This window comes from Loktanella sp. PT4BL (genome assembly GCF_003201935.1).
Classification (GTDB): domain Bacteria; phylum Pseudomonadota; class Alphaproteobacteria; order Rhodobacterales; family Rhodobacteraceae; genus Yoonia.
Map to the genome: position 1 here is coordinate 16,711 of NZ_QJJL01000004.1, position 23,143 is coordinate 39,853.

Sequence of the window (23,143 nt, forward strand, 5' to 3'; positions counted from 1 at the left end):
TGTCTGTTTGTGCCTTCGGGCATATGTTTGATTTGATGGTGCCTTTTGGTGTGTGAGACCAATGGCGCCGTCGAACACAAAAAAACAGTAGTGCGTATCTGGTTTCCGATTGGTTCACCGACGATCGCTTATCTAATGTTACAGGACAGTGCTTTGTGAGAGCACTGTCCTTTATTTTGGCTGACTGTCATACGATAGAAGTGTTTCAAGGTGTTGAGTCCCGGCATCACGCAGCTACACGGACTTAAGTTGATCCGCGCTCACTCTGACGCGTGTTTGCCCGCCCATAATGTCCATCAAAACCCAAATGCGCCGGTCGGGCTCAATGGACTGAACCTCTGCGGCGAAACTGGCGAAGGCGCCTTGCGTGAGCACGACACTATCCCCTGGTTTCGGCACTGTCAGTGGTAGGAGCGTTCCATTATCACTGCAGCGCTCCATAAGATGAGCAACAATGTCATGCGGTACCGCAGCCGGCGCGTTGCCAAAGCTTACAAGTTTGGTGATGCCCGTTGTCGCATTAATCTTGCGCCATTCACCATCCGCAGTGGCGATCGCCACGAAGATATAGCCAGGAAACAGCGGCCGCTTGGTTGTGACGAAACGCCCTCTTTTTTGAAGCGTGACGTCTTCCAATGGCAGGAACGTCCGAAAACCCTGCCGCTGGAGGTTCTTCTGCGCGATATGACTGCAGTTCGGCTTCAACTGTGCGAGAAACCAAGCCGTGTTTCCGTCGTGAGACGTCATAGTGATCTCCCGTTGGTGTCGCATCTGTTATCGCTGAACTTCGCGCAAAGGCAAGGCGGCTACCAAGCGTCATGCCCGTCAACCGACATGCAAATGTGATTTGGTAGGCATCTCGTTTCCTGTAGGTGGACGGATCCGGGCACATCAGACCGGTGATCAAGACGATGCAAAAGCCCAAAACACGTGGTTTCTGCCATGACTTATGTACGCTCAATATCTCGCAGCGTAATTGGGTTTCAGTTTAAAATGACAGACCGGTTCGCGATGGCCCAAGCGAAATGGGAGGCATGGAAACGCTGGACAGCACCATGACCAGTGTTCAGCGACACTTGCGCCTGCCCCCTCACTCCCAGACATTATGCTCGGCATGTTCGAGGTAGCGCACAAGCACGTTTACAGATTTCCATCCACCTGCGCGCATAATCGCTGCGGTATCAAATCCATTTTTGAGGAGGTCCTGTGCTGCCCCAACACGCATCGAGTGACCACTGAACGCTGCAACGTCTGACGCATCGAAGCCAGCGCGCTGCGCAGCAGTCTTGATCACTCTTTTAACCGTCGTCGTGCTGAGGTCGCGGTTTATTGGCTGTGACTGGTAGATGGGACAGAAAAGCCATTCGATATCTGTCCCTTTTAAGGCCACCCACCTGCGCAAGAGCCGCGCAGTTGTGAGGGACGTGAAAGCAATTCGCCCTGCTCCAAATTGATCAGCCTTGCTCCTCCGGATAAGCACCCGCAGCGTCCCATCGGGCCGATCTTCAATGTCGTCGTTCTTGAGTGCGACAAGTTCCGACCGCCGCGTTAGCAACTCGTAGCCAAGTGATAGCATCGCACGGTTACGTAGGCCCAAAACCGTATCAGGCTCACTTTCGATGAACCGCGTGAGGTGATCATGTGTGAGCCCCTTCGCTTGCTTTGGCCGCACCGGTTTGGCACGCTTCACACGGCGCATAGCAAGGTTGATGTCTTCGTCATAGGTGGGGTCCGGCAGGCGGAGCAACCTGTGGACTTTTCTGATCGCGTAGAGACGGCGGCGCACCGTTGACGGCATCAATTCCCTGCCCTGATCTTCGAGAAAGCGACACACTGTTTCAACCTCAGCAGGGAACGGATTCACACCTTGCGTGTGGCACCAACCCTCAAATGCCTCGACATCGGCATGATAGCTACGCATAGTCGCTGGTGCATATGCGCCGTCAAGACGGTTGAATTCTACGCGCCAGTCGGGGACAGTAGAACTTAAAGGGCATTTGTTGTACATAATTGTCCACATTAGGGACATTATTGGTGTTGTCAATGATTACAGGTCAGCAAATAAGAGCTGCAAGGCATGCGCTTAGGTGGTCGGCAGATGTTCTGGCCCAAGCGGCAGGAGTAAATCCGAAAACGATACGACGTATTGAAGCCACTGACGGCCTCCCTGACTCGACAGTTACAACGTTATTCAAACTGAAAACCGCACTTGAAGCTGCCGGTATCGAATTCATCGGCACACCTGACGATGGCCCAGGCATCCGGATCCACGCGAAGCCAGATCGCAGCGTATAGGAACCTCTTTTGATCACCGCCTCATCTTTACGACCCGGAACGCGGAAAGCGCTTGCCTACGGACTTACCGCAGTCCTTGCGTTCGTGATTGCGGCGCTCACCCTACTCCCACTTCCCGCGCCGCCTCTTGCGATTGACGGTGGCGACAAAGTCTATCATTTCATAGCCTTTGCAGGCCTGATGCTGCCGGTTGCAACGCTGCGACCGAAAGCGCTTGTCTGGATGATCCCGGCGGCTTTGCTCTTTGGCGCCAGCATCGAGGTCTTACAGCCTTTCGTGAATCGCAGTCGGGATCTGGCGGATTTCTTTGCAGATGCCGCTGGCGTTCTTGCTGGCTCTGCACTTGGTGCAGCCCTGAATCGGTTCTCTTAGGAACCACTGTGACACTTGATCAGATGGTGTCCGCTACACTGTTTGTGGGCTGGTGGATTGACGCAGATAGTCCAGCAACGGTGACTCGCGCAACAATCGAAAGACAATTTTCAGTATCGTATCCAAAAGAGCACCAAATCATTGGTAAAATTTGATTTTAATACGTAATTCTATTTAATGGACTGCAATATCTTGGTTCGAGATATTGTTTGTTGCGACGCGGTTGAGTGAGTACCGCGCGCGGCAGTGTGCCTTAGCCCGCCGTTTTGTGGCGGGCTGTTGTAGTTGGTAGTGTGTTATGATCCAGAACTCAGACTTTTCTGATTCCTGTTTGCTGCAAAAAGTTGCGGCCCAATGTGGCCAAGCGGCAGCCAATCCAAAAGCGCCAGCGAATGCGGCCGAGGGGTCATGGTACCTGCCGGGTTTTGGTACTGGCGCGCGTGTCGCGACTGCATTCGGCTATGTGCCGGTTGAAGCATTGCGCCGCCGCGATCCAATCAAGACACGGGATGGCCGCTTCCTGCGGGTTGCCCATGTTGACACAGTCCGGCTTGATCGGCGCTACCTTCTGACGCATCCAGAGGCGCAGCCCATCGCGATCCGAAAGAACGGGTTGGCGCCATCAATGCCTAGCCAAGACATCCTGATGTCCGGGGCTCAGAAGATTTCACCTCTGGGGCGCTTTGATCAGGTGACTTGCAAAGTCGCGGCAGATTACATCGCACTCGGCAGGGCGGAACGGAGACTTCACGGGCATTTCACGTACTATGTGTTTCACTGTGGCGAGCCGTGTACCGTGAATATCAATGGTATCTGGATCGATCTGGACCCCAGTAGCCTTAGAACACCTCAAGACTAATGCCGTCACCAGTGTGGTGTGATTTTAATCCCTGGCAACTAGAGAGCCTTTGCATACCTGACCTGCCACTGAACCTTCATCCACCCGGAACCACAGCCCTTTGGGTTGATACGCCGATTGGCGCAGTTTGAGCAATCGACATCCGCGCGTAGCTTTCAGTAGGCGTAGCGCGGCTGTCGGTTGCGATCATGAAGTGTTTGGCGAATGCCTTGGGTGTCTGAAAACCAAGCGCCGAATGCGGTCGTGTTTTATTGAAGTTAGTTGCCTAGGCCCGGATCACGGCACGGGCATGCGCCATGTTCCGGAACATGGTCTCGTTCAAAAGCTTATCGCGCGTGCGCCCGTTGAAACTCTCGACAAAACCGTTCTGCATTGGCTTGCCGGGGCGGACTCTCATTCCAAATGGAGGAAAAATCCTGTGGCAGGTCAGAGGCCCAGACCCCTTTGGACTAGGTCCTCTAGAAAGCGAATGACCGCTCCGAACATGAGTTCGGAGCGGTCATAAGAGGAGGGTGTGTGTGAGTAGTGGTTGTCGGTGTGAGTAGTGGTTGTCAGTGTGAGTAGTGGGTGTGTGAGAGATGGAAGAAGAGTGTCTTTGTTTGATATGATGTAAACAGCTTTGACAGTCATTTATGAGAAGATTGAGGCGCTGACGTCTAAATTTGTTCGAAAAAATATGAACTTGTTGAGGGCCTGACCTGATGTTCGCAAAATACCCCAAGCCTGACGCTGTGACCAATGTGTTGAGGTATATCAGTCGTAGGCACCTACATTGATTGCCTGCGGAGCGCGCTTAGCGGCTCCAGACCAATCGTTTCCAGCCTTGATGCGTGACCGTTTCTTACTCCAGATGTTCCTTGCCACGTCTCAGGGTCTCGCGCACATGGGCTGTGAAGGCCCTGCTCTCGGCTGTGTAGAGCCCGTGTTTTAGCGCATTCTGATTACCCATTGGCGCGCCGGATCCTGCGGCACCTCCGTGCATACGGCAGCGGGTCTTGCCCTGAACGGCCGGCGACATGCAGAGCGTGCCTTTGCGGGTCTTCGCCCCACACCGAAGGCTTTGTCGCATGGCGTGCGTATTTCGCTCGTGTGTCATGGATCAGATTGACCTCGCCGCACCTTTTTCTTTTTCGCCGGCTCAATGTCTGGCAAGGGTTCGGTCGGCACCTGCGTCACGCTCGTGGATGTCGACACCTTTGATCGAGACGTGCTTTTGTCGGTCTCGACATTCCCCACAATCGCCTGCCCGCCCGACTCGACATTGACATACTCGACAGTCACTTTCTGCTGTCCCTTGCCCCGATGCTTGTCCAGAGTTGCTAACTGCTTGGTGTAAAGCGCCATGAGCTTTTCAGCATGCTTGAGATTGATATCACGCCCCTCAAACGTCTGGCCTTGCACAGCAGCTCTTCTGAGACACTCTAGCGCGGCTGTATGCGTTCCAACCATTTGCGCCGCGAGCATAGTTTCTGCTGCATCTTGTGGTTGTAGTTCTTCAAATAATTCGACAGCGCGCAATATCCGAACACGCCTATCGTCGTCCTCGAGACCTTCCGGCAGCCATAGCAACTCTTCCAGCTCCATGAGCTTTCGGGCCTCAACCGCGATCCGGGGTGCCTTTATAAAGGTTTCAACCGGCAGAAGCTGATTAACAGGCATGCGTCTGTGCTCGATCTCACTCACAAGCGCCTGCCACTCTTTATTTGGATCTTTGACCATAGGAATAGAATGACCGTTCCGCGCAGCAGCAGCAACAACCGAGTCGTACTGTGTTTGGGGTTGATATCAAAAATATTAAACACACCCTCCCCACCCCCTTTTTAAACGCCCAATAACGCGCATCGCTGTTGCCCGGCTGTCAGGGAGGTTGGTCGGTCTTGGCAGCGAAAACGCAGGACGGCTCTCGCAAAGCCAGGCCTTACTATGAGCTCATGCCCTAAACCCGCCGTGCAGCCTCGGTCCGTCACAGACCCTCCAGAACGCAGCGCATAACACCAGACATGCAAGCCGTCGGCGGCATTTATGTTGCATAGAACTGTTGGCATTTCAGCGCATGCATGGGACAACCTGCGTGGACGAATTCATTCTTGGACAAGCACGCATTACAAATGACAAAAACTGCACTCATCACAGGCATCACCGGGCAAGACGGTTCCTACCTCGCTGAATTCTTGCTCGAAAAAGGGTATGAGGTGCATGGCATCAAACGCCGTGCGTCCTCTTTCAACACCCAGCGGGTCGATCACATCTATGAGGATCCCCATGTCGACAACGCGCGTTTCAAACTGCATTATGGCGATCTGACCGACACCTCGAACCTCACACGCATCCTGTCCGAGGTTCAGCCCGATGAGGTCTATAACCTTGGCGCGCAATCCCATGTCGCGGTGAGTTTCGAGGCCCCCGAATACACCGCCGATGTTGATGGCATCGGGACATTGCGGCTTTTGGAAGCCATCCGTTTTCTGGGGCTCGACAAAAAATCCCGTTTCTATCAGGCCTCCACCTCCGAACTTTACGGCCTTGTCCAAGAGACGCCCCAACGCGAAACAACGCCATTTTACCCGCGCTCTCCTTACGCGGTTGCAAAGCTCTATTCCTACTGGATGACAGTCAATTACCGCGAGGCCTACGGGCTTTATGCCTGCAACGGCATCCTGTTTAACCACGAAAGCCCGCGGCGCGGCGAAACCTTTGTGACGCGCAAGATTACCCGTGGTCTGGCGCATATCGCCCAAGGGCTGGAGCCGTGTCTTTATATGGGCAACATCGACAGCCTGCGGGACTGGGGCCATGCCAAGGATTACGTGCGCATGCAGTGGATGATGCTGCAGCAGGACCAGCCCGAGGATTTTGTGATCGCCACCGGCAAGCAACATTCTGTGCGCGACTTTATCAACTGGTCCGCGGCGGAACTGGGTCTGACGCTGGAATTTACCGGCGAAGGCGTGGATGAGGTGGCCAGGGTCGCCAGCATCACCGGCGATATGGCCCCTGCCCTGAAGCCGGGCGATGTGATCATGCGGATCGACCCGCGCTATTTCCGCCCCGCCGAGGTTGAAACACTGCTTGGCGATCCCTCCAAGGCCAAACAGAAACTTGGCTGGGAGCCGCAGATTACCGCCCAAGAGATGTGCGCCGAAATGGTGGCCGAAGACCTGAAAACCGCCCGGAGGCACGCGTTTCTCAAGGCGAACGGGATGGACGTACCCGTCGCATATGAGAGCTGAGATGGCGGGGATGCAAAAGGTATACGTGGCAGGCCATCGCGGCATGGTTGGCGGCGCCATCCTGCGCCAGTTGAAAGAACGCGGGGATGCAGAGATCATCACCCGCACCCATGCGGAACTGGACCTGACAGACCAATCAGCGGTGCGCGATTTCATGCAGGCCGAACAGCCCGACGTCGTCATCCTTGCTGCCGCCAAAGTGGGCGGCATCCATGCCAACAACACCTACCCCGCTGACTTCATCTACGATAACCTGATGATCGCCAGCAATGTGATCCATCAGGCCTATGCTGCTGGTGTCACCCGCCTGCTGCAACTGGGATCCTCCTGCATCTATCCCCGCGACGCAGCCCAGCCGATGCGGGAAGACGCGCTTCTGACGGGCACGCTCGAACCCACAAATGAACCTTATGCTGTGGCCAAGATCGCAGGCATCAAGCTTTGCGAAAGCTACAACCGCCAGCATGGTGTGGATTATCGCAGCGTGATGCCCACCAATCTTTATGGTCCGGGTGATAATTTTCATCCTGAAAACAGCCATGTCCTGCCCGCGCTGATGCGCCGCTTCCATGAAGCCGCGCAGCAAAACCGCAATGAGGTTGTGATCTGGGGCAGTGGCACGCCACGGCGCGAATTCCTGCATGTCGACGATATGGCCACGGCCTCGCTCTTTGTGCTGGACCTGCCAAAGGCCGACTATGACGCAAACACCGATCCGATGCTGAGCCACATCAATGTGGGCACCGGCACCGATATTTCGATCCTAGACCTGGCGCAGGCCGTGGCAAAGGTCACAGGGTTTCAGGGCCGGATTACAACCGATCCTTCCAAACCTGACGGAACGCTGCGCAAACTGATGGATGTGGGACGACTGGCCAAAATGGGCTGGCGCGCGCAGATCAGTCTTGAGGATGGGATTGCGGAAACCTACCAATGGTATCTGGCGAATATCGAAAACCTGAGGGGTTAAAGGCATATGGCGAACAAGATCAATCCGGTTCTGCTCTGCGGTGGTGCAGGGACACGGCTCTGGCCATTGTCGCGCAAATCCTATCCTAAACAGTTTGTAAAACTGATCGGCGAAGAAAGCCTGTTTCAGGCCTCGGCACGCAGGCTGTCTGGCGCGGATTTTACCGCGCCGTCAGTCGTGACAGCCGCGGATTTCCGGTTTGTTGTCCTGGAACAATTGGCAGCAGCGGAAATCGCCCCTGCCGATATCCTGATCGAACCTGCTGCCAAAAACACCGCAGCCGCGATTTGTGCTGCCGCATTGGCCCTTGAGGCCCGCACACCCGGCGCGCTGATGTTGATTGCCCCGTCGGACCATGTGATCCCCGACGCAGACCGGTTTCGCGCCACGGTCGCGGCCGCTGTGCCCGCAGCACTGGATGGGCAACTGGTCACCTTTGGCATCCGGCCAGACCGTCCCGAAACAGGATATGGCTGGCTCGCGCTCTCCAGTGTCCCAACAGCCGAATTTGCACCGACACCACAACCCTTGAAGGGCTTCGTGGAAAAGCCTGATCTTGCGACGGCAGAGGCACTCTTGGCCGGCGGGATGCACCTGTGGAACGCAGGCATATTCCTGTTCTCGACAACCACGATCCTTGCCGCCTTTGCCGCGCATGCACCCCAGGTTCTCGCCGCGACCCGCGCCGCCTTTGAAGCCGCCGAGGCCGATCTCTCCTTTACCCGCCTTGCCCCCGACGCTTGGGCCGATTGCCCCGAAATTTCCATCGACTACGCCGTGATGGAGCAGGCCAAGAACCTGACCGTCGTGCCCTATGGCGGCGCATGGTCCGACCTTGGTGATTGGCAGGCGGTGTGGCGCGACGGCAAAGCAGACGCGCAGGGTGTCGTTACATCCGGTCCGGCCACATCCATCGACTGCAAAGACACTCTGCTACAGGCAACCAGCGGCGCACAACAACTGGTTGGCATCGGGCTTGAAGGGTTGGTGGCCATCGCAATGCCAGATGCTGTTCTGGTCGCCCATAAAGACCGCACGCAGGACGTCAAAGAGGCGGTTATCAAGCTCAAGGCCGCCGCTGTCCCGCAAGCCGAAACCCTGCCCCGCGACTACCGCCCTTGGGGGTGGTACGAAAGCCTCGTGGTCGGAACACGTTTTCAGGTAAAACGGATCGTCGTGCATCCGGGTGCGGCACTGTCGCTGCAAAGCCATCATCACCGCGCAGAACACTGGATCGTTGTCGAAGGGACCGCGAAAGTGACCATCGACGACAGTGTCCAGCTGTTGAGCGAGAACCAGTCTGTCTACATACCGTTGGGTGCCGTGCACCGCATGGAAAACCCCGGCAAGCTCCCCCTGACACTGATCGAGGTGCAGACAGGGGGCTATCTGGGTGAAGATGACATCATCCGATACGACGATGTTTATGCCCGCGGTCAAGGAGCAAAAGGATGAGTGCGCTGACCTGCTTCAAGGCCTATGACATCCGCGGGCGGCTTGGCATCGATCTGGACGCTGGGATTGCCTACCGCATTGGCTGCGCCTTCGCCGAAGCCTTGGACGCAAAGACTGTCGTCCTCGGGCGCGATGTCAGGGCCTCGTCTGAGGAACTCGCGGCAAATGTTGCGCGCGGGTTGACGGATGCGGGATGTGATGTGCTTGATCTGGGGCTTGCAGGCACCGAAGAAATGTATTTCGCCACGACCCATTTCAAAGCGGATGGCGGGATTTGCGTGACCGCCTCCCATAATCCGATGGATTATAACGGGATGAAAATGGTGCGGGCGGGGTCTGCGCCATTGGATGCAGCGAACGGTCTGGCGCGGATCAAAGCGCTGGCCGAGAAAAATGAGTTCGCGATTGCCGACACCGCTGGTGTGTTGCGTGATGTCGCTGCAGAAGCGCGTGTCGCCTATGTAGATTGCATGATGTCTTTCGTTGATCTGGACGCACTCAATCCGCTCAAGATTTTGGTAAACGCCGGACACGGGACGGCCGGACCGACCTTTGATGCGATTGCCTCAAAGCTTGATTCATTTGGTGCGCCCCTGACATTTGAACGGCTGTTCCATGCGCCTGACGGCACCTTCCCGCAAGGTATCCCCAACCCGCTCTTGCCCGAAAACCGCCCTGCGACGGCATCGGCCGTCATCCAATCAGGCGCCGATTTCGGCGTCGCTTGGGATGGCGATTTTGACCGTTGTTTCTTCTTTGACCACTCAGGCAACTTTATCGACGGGGAATATGTCGTGGGGCTCTTGGCCGAGGCGTTTCTGGCCAAAGAACCGGGGGCGAAAATCATCCATGATCCACGCATCATCTGGAACACCCAAGACATCGTCACCAAGGCAGGTGGGCATGCCGTGCAATCGCCCACAGGCCACGCCTTTATCAAACAGGCGATGCGCGATGAGAACGCAATTTACGGCGGTGAAATGTCAGCGCACCACTATTTCCGTGACTTCGTGTTTTGTGACAGCGGTATGATCCCCTTGCTCTTGGTTGCAGAACTGGTCAGCCGCAACGGTCCTCTCGCGGATCTCGTGGCGCAGCGCAAGATTGCCTTCCCCTCATCGGGAGAAATCAATTTCTCGCTGGACGATCCAAAGGCCGCAATCGCCCGTGTGCGTGCGGAATATGCCCCGCACGCCATGGAGATCGACGAAACCGACGGTCTGGGAATGATCATGGGGGACTGGCGGTTCAATCTGCGCAGTTCGAACACCGAGCCGATTGTCCGGTTGAATGTCGAAGCGCGCGGAGATGCCAGTCTGGTCAGCGAAGGTGTTGCGCGTTTGACTGCGCTTCTGGTGCCCTAGACACTCAGGTCAGGTCTCACGCAACCTCTGCCGAAACGCGCGTACCGATGGCATCGCGACCAAATAGGACCCGAAGAAGGCCGCCAGGAACGCCAGCACCGCCAGGAACGCGGCACGATTATTATTCCAGAGCAGCACCCCGCACACCTGCGGCGCGATGACAAATGGCGCAAGCACGAGGGTCGTGAGCGGGTTGGCAATATGCCGACGTTTCTGACCGAGAAAGCAAATCTCCAACCCGCGCATGACCAGTTGGTGAAAGTGCAAACGGTCCGGTGACATCGCATCTCTGTTTGCCCGGCTTCGCCGAAACATTGCAAAAAGAGTGTCCGCGAGTGGCCAGAACAGGGTCAGCAAAATCGCCCATGCGGACACTGCTGGGGCAAAAATCAGGATGGCGATGCCAAACCAACAGAGCACAAACCCGATCGTGTAGGCCCCGGCATCCCCAAGGAAGATCAAACCGAACGGGAAATTCACCATAAAGAACCCGAACACCACGGCAGCAAGCATCATGCTGAGCATGACCATCGTTGCATGCCCGGCCTGTAGCGAAATAAGGGCGATGGAGACCGCAGAGCCGATTGCAGTCAGCGCTGCGAGACCGTTGACACCATCAATCAGGTTAAAGCCGTTCGCAACGCCCGCTGTGATCAACAAGGTGAAGGGAACACCGATAAACCAATACTGCATCAGCAGGTCAAAATAAGGCACGCCAATACGTGGCAACCAGACGCCAAGCAGGACGATGACAATCAAACTGGCAAGACAAACCGCGAGCAGGCGCCTGCGCGGCGAAACCCGAAAGCCCAGATCTTCGCTGAGCCCGACAAGGAAAAGCAGCGTTGTTGCGATGATGACGCCCAGATAACTCTGCACGATCGTCGTTGGCGCAAAGATCACACTCAGGGCCAAAGCAAGAAAGATCGCCACGCCACCGATGCGAGGTGTCGGACGCGAATGCATTGATTGAACTGCATTCTCATCATCGCCGCGGCCGCGCAACCGCGGGAAAACCCGCGCCAGTGCAATGATGCCCAAGCACCCCACAAACGATATCAACGCCAGATAGCCCTGATAATACTGGAAGAGTGGGGCCACTTCGGACTGCATCAATACCGCCAAATCTTCAATTCTAGATAGATTTATAGGGCCTCTTATACAGCAACACTGTCGTCATCAATAGTAATGCAAGGCAACTCTGGCTTGCGACGCGGCGAGGTTCCGACTGAGCAGACCACTTGCAAGATGCGCGTTTAACGAGAAGGCGCCGGTCACTTGACGCACTTTTGCTGTTTTGAATTTCAGGGGCTCTGGCCCTAGAAAGGCACCTCGTCGGCCTTGTCTGCGCTGACCACATACTGAGCCACCACATGCTTTGATCCGGCTTTGTCGAATGCGATCACAAGCTTATCGCCCTCGATCCCGGTCACTTCGCCATAGCCGAATTTTTGGTGGAACACGCGCTCCCCCTCGGTAAAGGCGCTGACGGCGGTCATATCAATAGTCATATTGCGTGCTTCGGAGGGCATTGCCATACCGCGCTGCTGGCTGCGCGACTGCAACCGCCGCCAACCCGGAGAGTTATAAACATCCGCATTATGCGCCTTTTCATGCAGGTCCGATCCTACCATGCCCGCCATCGCAGGTGACGCGCTTGCCGCCATGCCCGCCGCTCCATAGCCACCACCATAAAGGCCCGGCGGCGTCAGCACCTCGACATGATCCACTGGCAGCTCGTCAATAAAGCGCGATGGCATTGCCGATTGCCATTGCCCATAAACCCGCCTGTTCGCGGCAAAAGACACTGTGCAAATCTCTTCAGCGCGGGTGATGCCGACATAGGCCAACCGCCGCTCTTCTTCGAGGCCTTTGACCCCGCTTTCGTCCATCGACCGCTGCGACGGGAATAGCCCGTCCTCCCAGCCCGGCAGAAACACGGCAGGGAATTCAAGCCCCTTGGCCGCGTGCAAGGTCATGATGCTCACCTTCTCGCCCTGCTCTTCGGTCTCGTTGTCCATGATCAGACTGACATGTTCGAGAAACCCTTGCAGGTTCTCGAAATTCTCCAAGGCCTTGACCAGTTCCTTGAGGTTCTCAAGCCGTCCCGGCGCTTCCGGCGTTTTGTCGTTCTGCCAAAAACCCGTATAACCGCTTTCATCCAAAATCATCTCGGCCAATTCAACATGGGTGTCCGCCTCGGCCCGCACCTGCGCGTGCCAGCGATCCAGTGAGCCCACCAGAAACGTCAGCTCTTTCAGACCCTTGCCACCCAAAAGCTTGCCCTGACAGACCAGCCGCGCACCCTCAACCAGCGACACACCATTACTGCGCGCCGTGCGCTGGATCGTCTGAACAGCCTTGTCGCCCAGGCCACGTTTGGGTGTGTTCACGATCCGCTCAAAAGCCAGATCATCCTCAGGCGACACGGCCAGCCGGAAATAGGCCATCGCGTCCCTGATCTCCATCCGTTCATAGAAACGCGGTCCGCCGATCACACGGTATGGCAGGCCGATGGTCAGAAACCGGTCCTCAAAGGCCCGCATCTGGTGGGACGCGCGCACCAAAATTGCCATGCGATCAAGGCCCATGGGCGCCATACCGCGTGTGCCACGCTGCATCGCCTCCACCTCTTCGCCGATCCACCGCGCCTCTTCCTCGCCATCCCAATGGCCGATCAGGCGCAGTTTCTCGCCGTCAGGGCGCGACGTGAACAACGTTTTGCCCAACCGCCCCTTATTGGCGGCAATCACGCCGGATGCCGCCGCCAGAATATGCGGCGTCGAGCGATAATTCTCCTCGAGCCGCACCACATGTGCGCCCGGAAAATCCTTCTCGAACCGCAGGATGTTGCCCACCTCGGCCCCGCGCCAGCCATAGATCGACTGGTCGTCATCGCCGACACAGCAGATGTTCTTGTGTGATGCGGCAAGCAGGCGCAGCCACATATATTGGGCGACGTTTGTATCCTGATACTCGTCCACCAGAATATAGCGGAACCAGCGTTGGTATTGATCCAGCACGTCTTCGTGCTTTTGAAAGATCGTGACCATATGCAAAAGGATATCGCCGAAATCGACCGCGTTCAGGTCCAGCAAACGGCGCTGATACGCGGCGTATAGCTCTACCCCCTTGTGATCAAAGGCACCGCTATCGGCGACAGGCACCTTGTCGGGTGTCAGCGCCTTGTTCTTCCAGCCATCAATGATCCCCGCAAGCATCCGCGCAGGCCAGCGTTTGTGATCAATGCCTGCGGCCTCGATCAACTGCTTCATCAGGCGGATCTGGTCGTCGGTATCCAGAATGGTGAAATTCGACTTGAGGCCCACCAATTCGGCATGACGGCGCAACTGCTTTGCACAAACCGCATGGAAAGTCCCCAACCATGGCATCCCCTCGACCGCTTCGCCCATCAACCCGCCGATGCGCGACTTCATCTCGCGCGCGGCTTTGTTGGTAAAGGTCACCGCCAATATCTCATGCGGCCGTGCAGTCCCTGTCGCCAGCAAATGCGTGATCCGCGTGGTCAGCGCCTTCGTTTTTCCGGTGCCAGCGCCTGCCAACATCAAGACAGGCCCGCTCAAGGTCTCGACCGCTTCGCGCTGCGCGGGGTTCAAACCGTTTAGATAGGCCGCACTCGGCCGCGCCATCGCCCGCTGGCTCAGTGGCACGGCGGCCGCCTCAAAGGCATCATCTTCGGAAAAACTGCTCATCCCTCACACATAGCGCCAACGGGCGCGGGTGAAAAGCCTTGTTCTACTTCCGTTCTCATCGTTATTATTGGCCCAAAAAATATCCCCGCCGGAGGCTCCGACCCATTGCCAAGCACACCTGAGCCGCAATAGCGTCAGCCAATGACATACCATAGCCGCTACCCCGCCATTTCCGATCTCAAGGCCCGCGCGCGCAGGCGGATCCCGCATTTCGTGTGGGAATACCTTGATAGCGCCACAGGGGTAGAGGCCACACAGAAGCGCAACCGCACACAGCTGGATCAGGTGTTGTTCAACCCCTCGATCCTGCATGGCGAATTCAAACCCGATCTTTCGACAACCCTGCTGGGCCACACCCACCCGCTGCCGATTGGCATCGCCCCCGTCGGCATGTCCGGGCTGATCTGGCCCGGCGCGGAACAGATGCTGGCGCGCACGGCCGCCGCCGAAAATATTCCCTATGCGCTGTCCACTGTCGCGAGCCAGCTGCCCGAAGACGTAGGCCCCCATGCAGGCCCGCACGCATGGTTCCAGCTCTATCCGCCGCGTGACCCCGGCATCCGGGATGATCTTCTCAAGCGTGCCCGAGACAGTGGCTTCACCGCCATCGTGCTGACGGTGGATGTTCCCGTTGCATCGCGCCGCGAACGCCAGACCCGCGGAGGGCTGACACAACCGCCGAAACTCACGCCGAGACTGGCAATACAGGCAGCACAATGCCCCGCATGGCTGAACAGGATCCGCAAGACCGGCATGCCACGGCTGCGCCTGATGGAGAGCTATTCGGACATCAAAGGCACCCTGCCTTCGAATGAACATGTGGGGTATCTTTTGCGCACCTCGCCCGACTGGGACTATTTCAAAGCGCTGCGCGATGCATGGGACGGTCCGCTCATCGTCAAAGGCGTCAGTCTGCCGGAAGATGCCGCGCGCCTGACGGCGGAAGGCGCCGATGTGATCTGGGTTAGCAACCACGCAGGCCGCCAGTTTGACGGCGGGCCTGCGACCATCGAAACCCTGCCACAGGTGCGCGCGGCCACCGATTTGCCCGTGATCTTTGACAGCGGCATCGAAGGCGGTCTGGATGTCTTGCGCGCGCTCGCATTGGGTGCGGATTTCGTCATGCTTGGCCGCGCCTTCCATTATGGCTTGGCTGCCCTGGGTGAACCGGGGGCCGCCCATGTGCTTGATATCCTGCGACAAGACATGATCAGCAATATGGGCCAATTGGGCACACGGACATTGGCCGATGTGCCCGCACGCCTGCGCAAACCACCGCAATCGTCCTAGACGCGCGGCAGATTGCCGCTTAGTAATGCTGCAACTGCAAAGGAACGATCTATGGCTGACTTCAAGAAAATTCTCATCGCGAACCGCGGCGAAATCGCCATTCGCATTATGCGGGCTGCCAATGAAATGGGCAAAAAAACGGTCGCCGTCTTTGCCGAAGAAGACAAGCTGGGCCTGCACCGTTTCAAAGCCGATGAAGCCTACCGGATCGGCGAAGACCTTGGCCCCGTGGCGGCCTACCTCTCGATTGATGAAATCATCCGGGTCGCCAAGATGTCCGGTGCGGATGCGATCCATCCCGGCTATGGCCTTCTGTCCGAAAACCCCGATTTCGTCGATGCCTGCACCGCCAATGGCATCACCTTTATCGGGCCAAAGGCCGAAACCATGCGCCAGTTGGGTGACAAGGCTAGCGCACGCCGCGTGGCGATTGAAGCTGGCGTGCCCGTGATCCCCGCGACCGAAGTGCTGGGCGATGACATGAAAGCGATCAAGAAAGAAGCGGCCGCGGTTGGCTACCCGTTGATGCTCAAGGCATCCTGGGGTGGTGGCGGGCGGGGCATGCGCCCCATCATGTCCGAAGCCGAACTGGAAGAAAAAGTCCTCGAAGGCCGCCGCGAGGCGGAAGCCGCTTTTGGCAACGGCGAGGGGTATCTCGAAAAGATGATCATGCGCGCCCGCCACGTCGAGGTGCAGATCCTGGGCGACAGCCACGGCCAGATCTATCACCTGTGGGAACGGGATTGTTCGGTCCAGCGTCGCAACCAGAAGGTCGTGGAACGCGCCCCTGCCCCCTACCTGAGCGGCACCCAGCGTGAACAGCTGTGCAATCTGGGCAAGAAAATCTGCCAGCATGTGAACTACGAATGCGCCGGTACGGTCGAATTCCTGATGGATATGGACAGCGGCGAATTCTACTTCATCGAGGTGAACCCCCGCGTACAGGTCGAACACACCGTCACCGAAGAGGTCACCGGCATCGACATCGTGCGCGCACAAATCCTTATCGCAGAAGGCAAATCACTGGTCGAGGCGACAGGCTGTGCCAGCCAGTATGACGTGAAACTCGACGGTCACGCCCTGCAATGCCGTGTGACGACCGAGGACCCCCAGAACAACTTTATCCCCGATTACGGGCGCATTCAGATGTACCGGTCTGCCACCGGTCCGGGTATCCGGCTTGATGGTGGCACGGCCTATTCCGGTGCCGTAATCACGCGCTATTATGACAGCCTGTTGACCAAAGTAACCGCCCGCGCGCCGACACCTGAAATGGCGATTGCACGCATGGACCGCGCCTTGCGCGAATTCCGTATTCGCGGGGTGTCGACCAACATCGCTTTCGTGGAAAACCTGCTCAAGCACCCGACCTTCCTGAACAATGAATACCACACCAAATTCATTGACGAGACGCCGGACCTTTTCAAATTCTCCAAGCGCCGTGACCGTGCGACAAAAATCCTGACCTATATCGCGGATATCACCGTGAACGGACACCCCGAAACTACAGGCCGCCCGCGTCCTGCCGCGGATGTGAAACCACCGCGCCCGCCAGTGAAACCGACCACCGACGTGACCCCCGGCACCCGCAATATCCTTGACGAATTCGGACCAGAGGCGGTCGCCGACTGGATGCGCGAGCAAAAGCAGCTTTTGATCACTGACACCACGATGCGCGACGGGCACCAGTCTTTGCTGGCCACGCGCATGCGCTCGATTGATATGATCAACGCAGCGCCCGCCTATGCCGCCAAAATGCATCAGCTTTTTAGCGTCGAATGCTGGGGCGGTGCGACCTTTGATGTGGCCTATCGTTTCTTGCAGGAATGTCCGTGGCAGCGCCTGCGCGATATCCGCGCGGTCATGCCCAATATCATGACGCAGATGTTGCTACGCGCCTCGAACGGAGTGGGTTACACCAACTACCCTGATAATGTGGTGCAAAGCTTTGTGGCGCAGGCGGCAAGTTCCGGCGTGGATGTGTTCCGCGTCTTCGACAGCCTGAACTGGGTTGAAAACATGCGTGTCGCCATGGATGCGGTGATCAAGGCCAATAAGGTTTGCGAAGGCACGATCTGCTACACGGGCGACCTGCTGGACCCGAACCGCTCCAAATACGACCTGAAATATTATATCGGCATGGCCAAAGAGCTGGAGGCCGCAGGCGCGCATGTGCTGGGTCTGAAGGATATGGCGGGTTTGATGAAACCTGCGGCAGCAACAGCGCTGGTGAAGGCACTGAAAGAAGAGACTAACCTGCCGATCCATTTCCACACGCACGACACTTCGGGTGCCGCGATTGCAACCGTGCTTGCGGCCACTGCCGCGGGCGTGGATTGTGTGGATGCGGCGATGGACGCGCTGTCGGGCAATACTTCACAACCGACCCTGGGCTCGATTGTCGAGGCGCTGCGCGGTGACGCCCGCGACACAGGCCTTGATATCGCGGCGATCCGCGAGATCAGCAACTACTTCGAACAGGTCCGCGCCCATTACACGGCGTTTGAAAGCGGACTACAGGCGCCGGCATCCGAGGTTTACCTGCACGAAATGCCCGGCGGTCAGTTCACCAACCTCAAAGCACAGGCGCGGTCCTTGGGGCTTGAGGAACGCTGGCACGAGGTCGCACAGACCTATGCCGATGTGAACGCGATGTTTGGTGATATCGTGAAGGTCACACCCTCTTCCAAAGTTGTGGGCGACATGGCCCTGATGATGGTCAGCCAGAACCTGACCCGTGCACAGGTTGAAGACCCTGATGTTGACGTGGTGTTCCCCGACAGCGTGGTCGACATGATGCACGGCGATCTGGGGCAACCGCCGGGTGGTTGGCCTGCGGCAATCCAGAAGAAGATCCTGAAAGGCGAAAAACCGATTACGGACCGTCCGGGCAAGCACCTTGCCCCTGTCGATCTGGAAGCCGCGCGCGCCGACCTGTCATCCCAGCTTGAAGGCAAGGCGGTGGATGACGAGGACCTGAACGGCTATCTGATGTATCCCAAGGTGTTCCTTGATTACATGGGCCGCCACCGGACCTATGGCCCCGTGCGTACTCTGCCGACCAAAACCTTCTTTTACGGGATGGAACCCGGTGAGGAGATCACAGCCGAGATCGATCCCGGCAAAACCCTCGAAATCCGCCTGCAAGCCGTGGCCGATATGAACGAGGACGGGGAGGTCAAAGTGTTCTTTGAACTCAACGGGCAACCGCGCACCATCCGTGTCATGAACCGGCTTGCGGCATCAGAGAAAGTGTCGCGCCCCAAGGCCGAAAACGGCAACCCCAACCATATCGGCGCACCGATGCCGGGGGTTGTGGCAACTGTCGCGGCGGTCGTCGGCAAGAAAGTGAAACAGGGTGACCTGCTCTTGACTATCGAGGCGATGAAGATGGAAACGGGGATCCACGCCGAGCGCGATGCCGTTGTCAAAGCCGTGCATGTGCAGGCGGGCAGCCAGATTGATGCCAAAGACCTGTTGGTCGAGTTCGAGTAGTCGAAAAGGCATAAAGGTCGGTTCCAGACAAAGGTAAGCATGGTGCATAAAATCCTGTTCGTCACCGACCCGCACATTTGTGCGCCCGGACAGCGGATTATTGGCCTCGACCCGTCGCTTCGCCTTGCTGCCGTGCTTGATGCGGCGATACTTGCGCATCCTGATGCCGCAGCTTTGGTGCTTTTGGGTGACCTGACCCATCATGGACTGGCCACGGAATACGAGGAATTGGACCGTATTCTGGGCGCGGTCTCTGTCCCGATCATTCCCATGATCGGCAATCATGACAGACGCGACGCGTTTCTGGCCCGTTTCCCCGATGCGCCACAAACGCCGCAGGGTCATATCCAAGCGTGGCGCGATATCGGTGATCACCGGATTATCACAATGGATTCGCTTGATGGCCCGCCTTATCATCATGGCCAGCACGCGGGTTTGCTCTGTCCTGATCGTCTTGCATTTCTGGAAGACGCCCTCGCCACCCGCGAAATCCGGCACGCGATCGTCTGCATCCATCACCCGCCGTTTGACACGGGTGTCATCGGGATGGACCGGATCAAACTGCGCAACGGATCGGACGTGATTGATCTGCTGTCAAGGCACGCCAACCTGCATCTGGTCTGCGGGCATTTGCACCAGACGGTTTCGGGCAACACCCGCGGCGTACCATGGACCGTTTTCAAAAGCCCCTGCCACCAAGGGGTGGTGGAGCTGGTCAGACAGAGTTCAAGCCTTTCGACCGATGAGGCGGGCGCCTATGGATTGGGGCTGTTGAGCGCGAATGGGCTGATTATCCACAGCATCGACGTCGGTACCGGCGCGCGCGTGGTCGACGGGTATGACGCCGCCACATAGCCGCTGTCGCGCGGATACCGAAAAAACATCAATCGGTGCGATTTTGGTCTTGCGGAACCGCGCAACTCTTTATAGATCACGGCTCACGAAACGGATGCGGGCGTAGCTCAGGGGTAGAGCATAACCTTGCCAAGGTTAGGGTCGTGAGTTCGAATCTCATCGCCCGCTCCATTTCGAAATGCCAAAGGGCCGCAGCAAATGCTGCGGCCCTTTGGCGTTTCGTGGTGCGCGCACCAGTCAGACCACCTAGCTTGCCTGGGCAGCAACGGGCGGCGGCGCCTGCAGAAAATGTGGCAGTGCTGTTTTGCGAAAGAGCGCTGCAACTTCGGTCGCAACCGGATCGTCTGCATGCTGGAACACCACGCTTTCAGCCGCGGTTGCCATTTCAGAGAAGGCCGGTGCCGCTATCGCAACATCGGCATAATCAGGCAACTCGCTGTCCCAGTCGTCGTGATCTTGGGTCATCTCTGCATGCAGCAAAAGCAACGGTTCGAGCTGAGGAGCCTCACGCTGCACCGGTTCTTCGATAACCTCTTCCTGCGCGACAATCGCAGGCAGGCGCATCGGCGCACTTACCGCAGACAGCGCCAGCTTTCCCAAGACCCGCGCCGTCGTATCATGCCCGACAAGCCCATAAAGGCTCGGGATCAGCTCGAACAGGTCATCGGTTTGTTCTGCTGTCCGGTCTGTCACAAGGATCGCGCTGAGATGCGGGTTTCTCCGCTCGGCGGACAGGGCGATCGCGTGGGTCAGCTGCCCCTCGACCCGTTCATCCATGATCAGCAGATCAATGGTATCCAGACGGATCAGCGCATGGGCCAGCGCCTGCGTATCGACCGACAGGATCTGGAACCCCTTGTCGATCAGCGCGTGGGCCGTGGAAAGGGATGCGGCGGCATCGTTGCGTAATATGAGGGCTTTCATCGGATTCTCCTGATCAATGACTTTCGACCTGACCATACGAATCGAACCCTTAAATATTGTTGAAAATGCCACAGCATAATGCGTCAGGCTTGGCCCCTGCCCCAGTTCCGCCTATAGAGCAGGGGAAACACCAAAGGACGCGATACCATGCGGACAGCTACTATCACCCGCCAAACGGCAGAAACCGATATCTCGGTGACGATCAACCTTGATGGGACAGGCGTTTATGACAACCAGACCGGCGTGGGCTTTTTCGACCACATGCTGGATCAGTTGTCGCGCCACGCGCTGATCGACATGACGATCCGTGCCAAGGGCGATCTGCACATTGACGATCACCACACGGTTGAGGACGTGGGCATCGCGCTGGGTCAGGCGCTGACGCAGGCCTTAGGCGACAAACGCGGCATCCGCCGCTATGGCAGCTGCCATCTTGCGATGGATGACGCGCAAGTCCGCTGTGCGCTTGATCTGTCGGCGCGCCCGTACCTGATTTGCAACCTCGATCTGCCTTTCGGCAAAATCGGCACGTTCGATACCGAACTGGTGCGCGAGTTCTTTCAGGCGCTCAGCACACATGGCGGCATCACGCTACACATCGACAAACTGCACGGTTTCAACGCCCACCACATCGCCGAGGCCGCTTTCAAAGCGGTCGCGCGCGCTTTGCGTGAAGCGGTGGAAACCGATCCGCGCAAAGCCGATGCCATTCCATCGACCAAGGGCAGCCTATGACAACCGCACTCGTCGATTACGACAGCGGCAACCTGCACTCGGCGCAAAAGGCGTTCGAGCGTATGGCGGCCGAGGTCGGGTCAGGTTCCATCATCGTGACCTCTGATCCGGATGTTGTCGCCAAGGCGGACCGGATCGTGCTGCCCGGGGATGGCGCATTCCCGCACTGCCGCTCCGAACTCTTCGCGCGCAGCGGTTTGGCCGAGGCAATCGTCGAGGCCGTGACAACCCGTGCGCGCCCTTTCTTTGGTATCTGCGTGGGGATGCAGATGATGGCGACCACCGGCCATGAATATGAAGAAACACCCGGTTTCGGTTGGGTCGCGGGTGATATTCGCAAGATCACGCCTGCTGATCCCAAGCTGAAGGTCCCGCACATGGGCTGGAACGATCTGGTGATCGACCATCCGCATCCGGTGCTGGAAGGCATTGCGACTGGTGACCATGCCTATTTCGTTCATTCTTTTGCGATGGATGTAACCCACCCGTCCGAGCGTCTGGCCCATGTCGACTATGGCGGCGACGTCACTGCGATCATCGGGCGTGACACCATGATCGGGACGCAGTTCCACCCCGAAAAAAGCCAGGATGCAGGGTTGCGCATGATCGGCAACTTCCTGCGTTGGAAACCCTGACGGCTATGGATCTAACCCGCATTGTCGCCGACATCGGTGCGGAAATGGCCGCTGCCCCTGACCGTGGCGCGGTGGCGGATTATATCCCCGAACTTGGCGCGGTTGATCCCGCGCATTTCGGCATGGCGATTGTGACAGCGGACGGACAAGAGGTGCACACGGGCGATGCGTCGATGCCCTTCTCGATCCAGAGCATTTCCAAGGTCTTCACACTGGCGCTGGCCTTGGGCCGCTTGGGCGACCAGCTTTGGGCGCGTGTCGGGCGCGAACCCTCTGGCCTTGCGTTCAATTCGATCCTGCAACTGGAATCCGAACATGGCATTCCACGCAACCCCTTTATCAACGCAGGCGCTTTGGTCACAACCGATGCCATTCTTGCCGGCCACGCCCCGCGCGAAGCCTTGGGGGAAATCCTGCGTTTTATCCGTGCGGCAGCAGGCGACGATGATATCCACATCAACCCAGCGGTCGCGCAGTCCGAGCAAGACACAGGCGACCGCAATCTGGCGCTCGCACATTTCATGCGGGCCCATGGAAACATGAAAAATCCCCCTGCCCTGACCTGCGGCACATATTTCCATCAATGCGCCATCGAGATGACCTGTCTGCAACTGGCCCGCGCGGGGCGTTTCCTGATGGGCGGCACGGGCGCGTCAAACCTTGTCAGTCCCGATCGCGTCCGCCGCCTGAATGCGCTGATGATGACCTGCGGGCACTATAACGGATCTGGCGAATTTGCCTTCCGCGTGGGGCTTCCGGGCAAAAGCGGTGTCGGCGGTGGTATTCTGGCCATCGTACCGGGATGCGCGTCTATCTCGGTATGGTCACCCGGTCTGGACCAGAACGGCAATTCGCAACTGGGGACTTTGGCGGTGGAACGGCTGGTGCATGCCACCGGATGGTCGGTTTTCAGCTGATGCTTTGGAATTACCTTGCAGAGGCAGCGCGGCC

Annotated in this window: 19 protein-coding genes, 1 tRNA gene and 1 pseudogene; 13 read left to right on the plus strand and 8 right to left on the minus strand. The window is 57.7% G+C overall.

Annotated features, from left to right (window positions below; translation table 11 throughout):
• Positions 1–234: 234 nt before the first annotated feature.
• Positions 235–747 carry a transcription termination/antitermination protein NusG gene (nusG, locus tag C7964_RS13975; RefSeq protein WP_110280290.1) on the minus strand — a complete coding sequence of 171 codons (513 nt, stop codon included), beginning with the start codon at positions 745–747 and terminating at the stop codon, positions 235–237.
• Between the two features lie 343 nt (positions 748–1,090).
• Entirely contained in the window at positions 1,091–2,008 is a 918-nt protein-coding gene (locus C7964_RS13980) for a tyrosine-type recombinase/integrase (RefSeq protein ID WP_181417194.1), read from the minus strand.
• A gap of 296 nt (positions 2,009–2,304) precedes the next feature.
• Between C7964_RS13980 and C7964_RS13990 the strand changes: the two genes are divergently transcribed.
• Together C7964_RS13990 and C7964_RS13995 are read left to right on the plus strand one after the other, a co-directional pair.
• Positions 2,305–2,667, plus strand: a complete 363-nt coding sequence (locus C7964_RS13990) for a VanZ family protein (protein WP_110280292.1) — start codon at positions 2,305–2,307, stop codon at positions 2,665–2,667.
• A gap of 331 nt (positions 2,668–2,998) precedes the next feature.
• Positions 2,999–3,526, plus strand: a complete 528-nt coding sequence (locus C7964_RS13995; protein ID WP_181417195.1) for a Hint domain-containing protein — start codon at positions 2,999–3,001, stop codon at positions 3,524–3,526.
• A 76-nt stretch (positions 3,527–3,602) separates the two neighbouring features.
• On the opposite strand, the pseudogene C7964_RS20235 reads toward C7964_RS13995, so the two are convergent.
• The 3 genes and pseudogenes from C7964_RS20235 to C7964_RS14010 form a co-directional block, all read right to left on the minus strand.
• A pseudogene (locus tag C7964_RS20235) lies at positions 3,603–3,917 on the minus strand (integrase core domain-containing protein); the annotation flags it as partial.
• Positions 3,918–4,367: 450 nt separating this feature from the next.
• Positions 4,368–4,622: an HGGxSTG domain-containing protein gene (locus C7964_RS14005; RefSeq protein ID WP_110280295.1), complete on the minus strand. Its 255-nt coding sequence runs from the start codon at positions 4,620–4,622 to the stop codon at positions 4,368–4,370.
• On the minus strand, positions 4,619–5,245 hold the full coding sequence (locus tag C7964_RS14010) for a hypothetical protein (RefSeq protein WP_110280296.1): 627 nt from the start codon (positions 5,243–5,245) through the stop codon (positions 4,619–4,621). The genes C7964_RS14005 and C7964_RS14010 overlap by 4 nt, the downstream gene beginning before the upstream one ends.
• A 389-nt stretch (positions 5,246–5,634) precedes the next feature.
• Here C7964_RS14010 and gmd point away from each other — a divergent pair, with 389 nt between their 5' ends.
• From gmd to C7964_RS14030, 4 genes are read left to right on the plus strand one after another with little or no spacing between them, the layout of a single operon-like run.
• The gene (gene gmd / locus C7964_RS14015; protein ID WP_110280297.1) at positions 5,635–6,756 is read left to right on the plus strand and encodes a GDP-mannose 4,6-dehydratase; all 1,122 of its coding nucleotides are present in this window, start codon (positions 5,635–5,637) and stop codon (positions 6,754–6,756) included.
• A 10-nt stretch (positions 6,757–6,766) separates the two neighbouring features.
• Entirely contained in the window at positions 6,767–7,726 is a 960-nt protein-coding gene (gene fcl / locus C7964_RS14020) for a GDP-L-fucose synthase (RefSeq protein WP_110280428.1), read from the plus strand.
• Positions 7,727–7,732: 6 nt separating this feature from the next.
• Positions 7,733–9,181, plus strand: coding sequence for a mannose-1-phosphate guanylyltransferase/mannose-6-phosphate isomerase (locus C7964_RS14025; protein ID WP_110280298.1), 1,449 nt, complete (start codon positions 7,733–7,735; stop codon positions 9,179–9,181).
• Complete coding sequence (locus C7964_RS14030) at positions 9,178–10,545, plus strand: phosphohexomutase domain-containing protein (protein ID WP_110280299.1); 1,368 nt, start codon at positions 9,178–9,180, stop codon at positions 10,543–10,545. Before C7964_RS14025 ends, C7964_RS14030 begins: the two co-directional genes overlap by 4 nt.
• A 9-nt stretch (positions 10,546–10,554) precedes the next feature.
• Here the strand turns inward: C7964_RS14030 and C7964_RS14035 are convergent, their stop codons facing one another.
• Positions 10,555–11,658 (minus strand): MraY family glycosyltransferase, encoded by a 1,104-nt coding sequence (locus tag C7964_RS14035; protein ID WP_110280300.1) that lies wholly within the window; start codon positions 11,656–11,658, stop codon positions 10,555–10,557.
• A 206-nt stretch (positions 11,659–11,864) separates the two neighbouring features.
• The gene (locus tag C7964_RS14040) at positions 11,865–14,258 is read right to left on the minus strand and encodes an ATP-dependent helicase (RefSeq protein ID WP_110280301.1); all 2,394 of its coding nucleotides are present in this window, start codon (positions 14,256–14,258) and stop codon (positions 11,865–11,867) included.
• A 141-nt stretch (positions 14,259–14,399) separates the two neighbouring features.
• Here C7964_RS14040 and C7964_RS14045 point away from each other — a divergent pair, with 141 nt between their 5' ends.
• The 4 genes from C7964_RS14045 (at position 14,400) to C7964_RS14060 (ending at position 20,069) form a co-directional block, all read left to right on the plus strand.
• A complete protein-coding gene (locus C7964_RS14045) occupies positions 14,400–15,548 on the plus strand; it encodes an alpha-hydroxy acid oxidase (protein WP_110280302.1) in 1,149 nt (382 codons plus the stop codon).
• 51 nt (positions 15,549–15,599) lie between these two features.
• On the plus strand, positions 15,600–19,043 hold the full coding sequence (locus C7964_RS14050; protein WP_110280303.1) for a pyruvate carboxylase: 3,444 nt from the start codon (positions 15,600–15,602) through the stop codon (positions 19,041–19,043).
• Positions 19,044–19,085: 42 nt separating this feature from the next.
• Positions 19,086–19,898: a metallophosphoesterase gene (locus tag C7964_RS14055; RefSeq protein WP_220000179.1), complete on the plus strand. Its 813-nt coding sequence runs from the start codon at positions 19,086–19,088 to the stop codon at positions 19,896–19,898.
• Positions 19,899–19,994: 96 nt separating this feature from the next.
• Positions 19,995–20,069: transfer RNA gene (locus C7964_RS14060), tRNA-Gly, on the plus strand.
• 75 nt (positions 20,070–20,144) lie between these two features.
• Here C7964_RS14060 and C7964_RS14065 read toward each other — a convergent pair.
• Positions 20,145–20,822, minus strand: coding sequence for an imidazoleglycerol-phosphate dehydratase (locus C7964_RS14065; protein ID WP_146214867.1), 678 nt, complete (start codon positions 20,820–20,822; stop codon positions 20,145–20,147).
• Between the two features lie 147 nt (positions 20,823–20,969).
• Here C7964_RS14065 and hisB point away from each other — a divergent pair, with 147 nt between their 5' ends.
• The 3 genes from hisB to C7964_RS14080 are packed head-to-tail and all read left to right on the plus strand — an operon-like array spanning position 20,970 to position 23,109.
• The gene (gene hisB, locus C7964_RS14070; RefSeq protein ID WP_110280306.1) at positions 20,970–21,557 is read left to right on the plus strand and encodes an imidazoleglycerol-phosphate dehydratase HisB; all 588 of its coding nucleotides are present in this window, start codon (positions 20,970–20,972) and stop codon (positions 21,555–21,557) included.
• Positions 21,554–22,192 carry an imidazole glycerol phosphate synthase subunit HisH gene (hisH, locus tag C7964_RS14075; RefSeq protein ID WP_110280307.1) on the plus strand — a complete coding sequence of 213 codons (639 nt, stop codon included), beginning with the start codon at positions 21,554–21,556 and terminating at the stop codon, positions 22,190–22,192. Before hisB ends, hisH begins: the two co-directional genes overlap by 4 nt.
• 5 nt (positions 22,193–22,197) lie before the next feature.
• The gene (locus C7964_RS14080) at positions 22,198–23,109 is read left to right on the plus strand and encodes a glutaminase (RefSeq protein ID WP_110280308.1); all 912 of its coding nucleotides are present in this window, start codon (positions 22,198–22,200) and stop codon (positions 23,107–23,109) included.
• Positions 23,110–23,143 lie beyond the last annotated feature (34 nt).

Excerpts from the sequence above, each read along its gene's own strand:
- C7964_RS14040 (WP_110280301.1), bottom strand. The coding sequence starts at position 14,258 with ATGAGCAGTTTTTCCGAAGATGATGCCTTTGAGGCGGCCGCCGTGCCA.
- C7964_RS14005 (WP_110280295.1), bottom strand. The coding sequence starts at position 4,622 with ATGACACACGAGCGAAATACGCACGCCATGCGACAAAGCCTTCGGTGT.
- C7964_RS14030 (WP_110280299.1), top strand. The coding sequence starts at position 9,178 with ATGAGTGCGCTGACCTGCTTCAAGGCCTATGACATCCGCGGGCGGCTT.
- C7964_RS14010 (WP_110280296.1), bottom strand. The coding sequence starts at position 5,245 with ATGGTCAAAGATCCAAATAAAGAGTGGCAGGCGCTTGTGAGTGAGATC.
- gmd (WP_110280297.1), top strand. The coding sequence starts at position 5,635 with ATGACAAAAACTGCACTCATCACAGGCATCACCGGGCAAGACGGTTCC.
- C7964_RS14080 (WP_110280308.1), top strand. The coding sequence starts at position 22,198 with ATGGATCTAACCCGCATTGTCGCCGACATCGGTGCGGAAATGGCCGCT.
- C7964_RS14045 (WP_110280302.1), top strand. The coding sequence starts at position 14,400 with ATGACATACCATAGCCGCTACCCCGCCATTTCCGATCTCAAGGCCCGC.
- C7964_RS13980 (WP_181417194.1), bottom strand. The coding sequence starts at position 2,008 with ATGTACAACAAATGCCCTTTAAGTTCTACTGTCCCCGACTGGCGCGTA.
- C7964_RS14050 (WP_110280303.1), top strand. The coding sequence starts at position 15,600 with ATGGCTGACTTCAAGAAAATTCTCATCGCGAACCGCGGCGAAATCGCC.
- C7964_RS14035 (WP_110280300.1), bottom strand. The coding sequence starts at position 11,658 with ATGCAGTCCGAAGTGGCCCCACTCTTCCAGTATTATCAGGGCTATCTG.
- hisB (WP_110280306.1), top strand. The coding sequence starts at position 20,970 with ATGCGGACAGCTACTATCACCCGCCAAACGGCAGAAACCGATATCTCG.
- C7964_RS14025 (WP_110280298.1), top strand. The coding sequence starts at position 7,733 with ATGGCGAACAAGATCAATCCGGTTCTGCTCTGCGGTGGTGCAGGGACA.
- nusG (WP_110280290.1), bottom strand. The coding sequence starts at position 747 with ATGACGTCTCACGACGGAAACACGGCTTGGTTTCTCGCACAGTTGAAG.
- C7964_RS14065 (WP_146214867.1), bottom strand. The coding sequence starts at position 20,822 with ATGAAAGCCCTCATATTACGCAACGATGCCGCCGCATCCCTTTCCACG.
- fcl (WP_110280428.1), top strand. The coding sequence starts at position 6,767 with ATGCAAAAGGTATACGTGGCAGGCCATCGCGGCATGGTTGGCGGCGCC.
- hisH (WP_110280307.1), top strand. The coding sequence starts at position 21,554 with ATGACAACCGCACTCGTCGATTACGACAGCGGCAACCTGCACTCGGCG.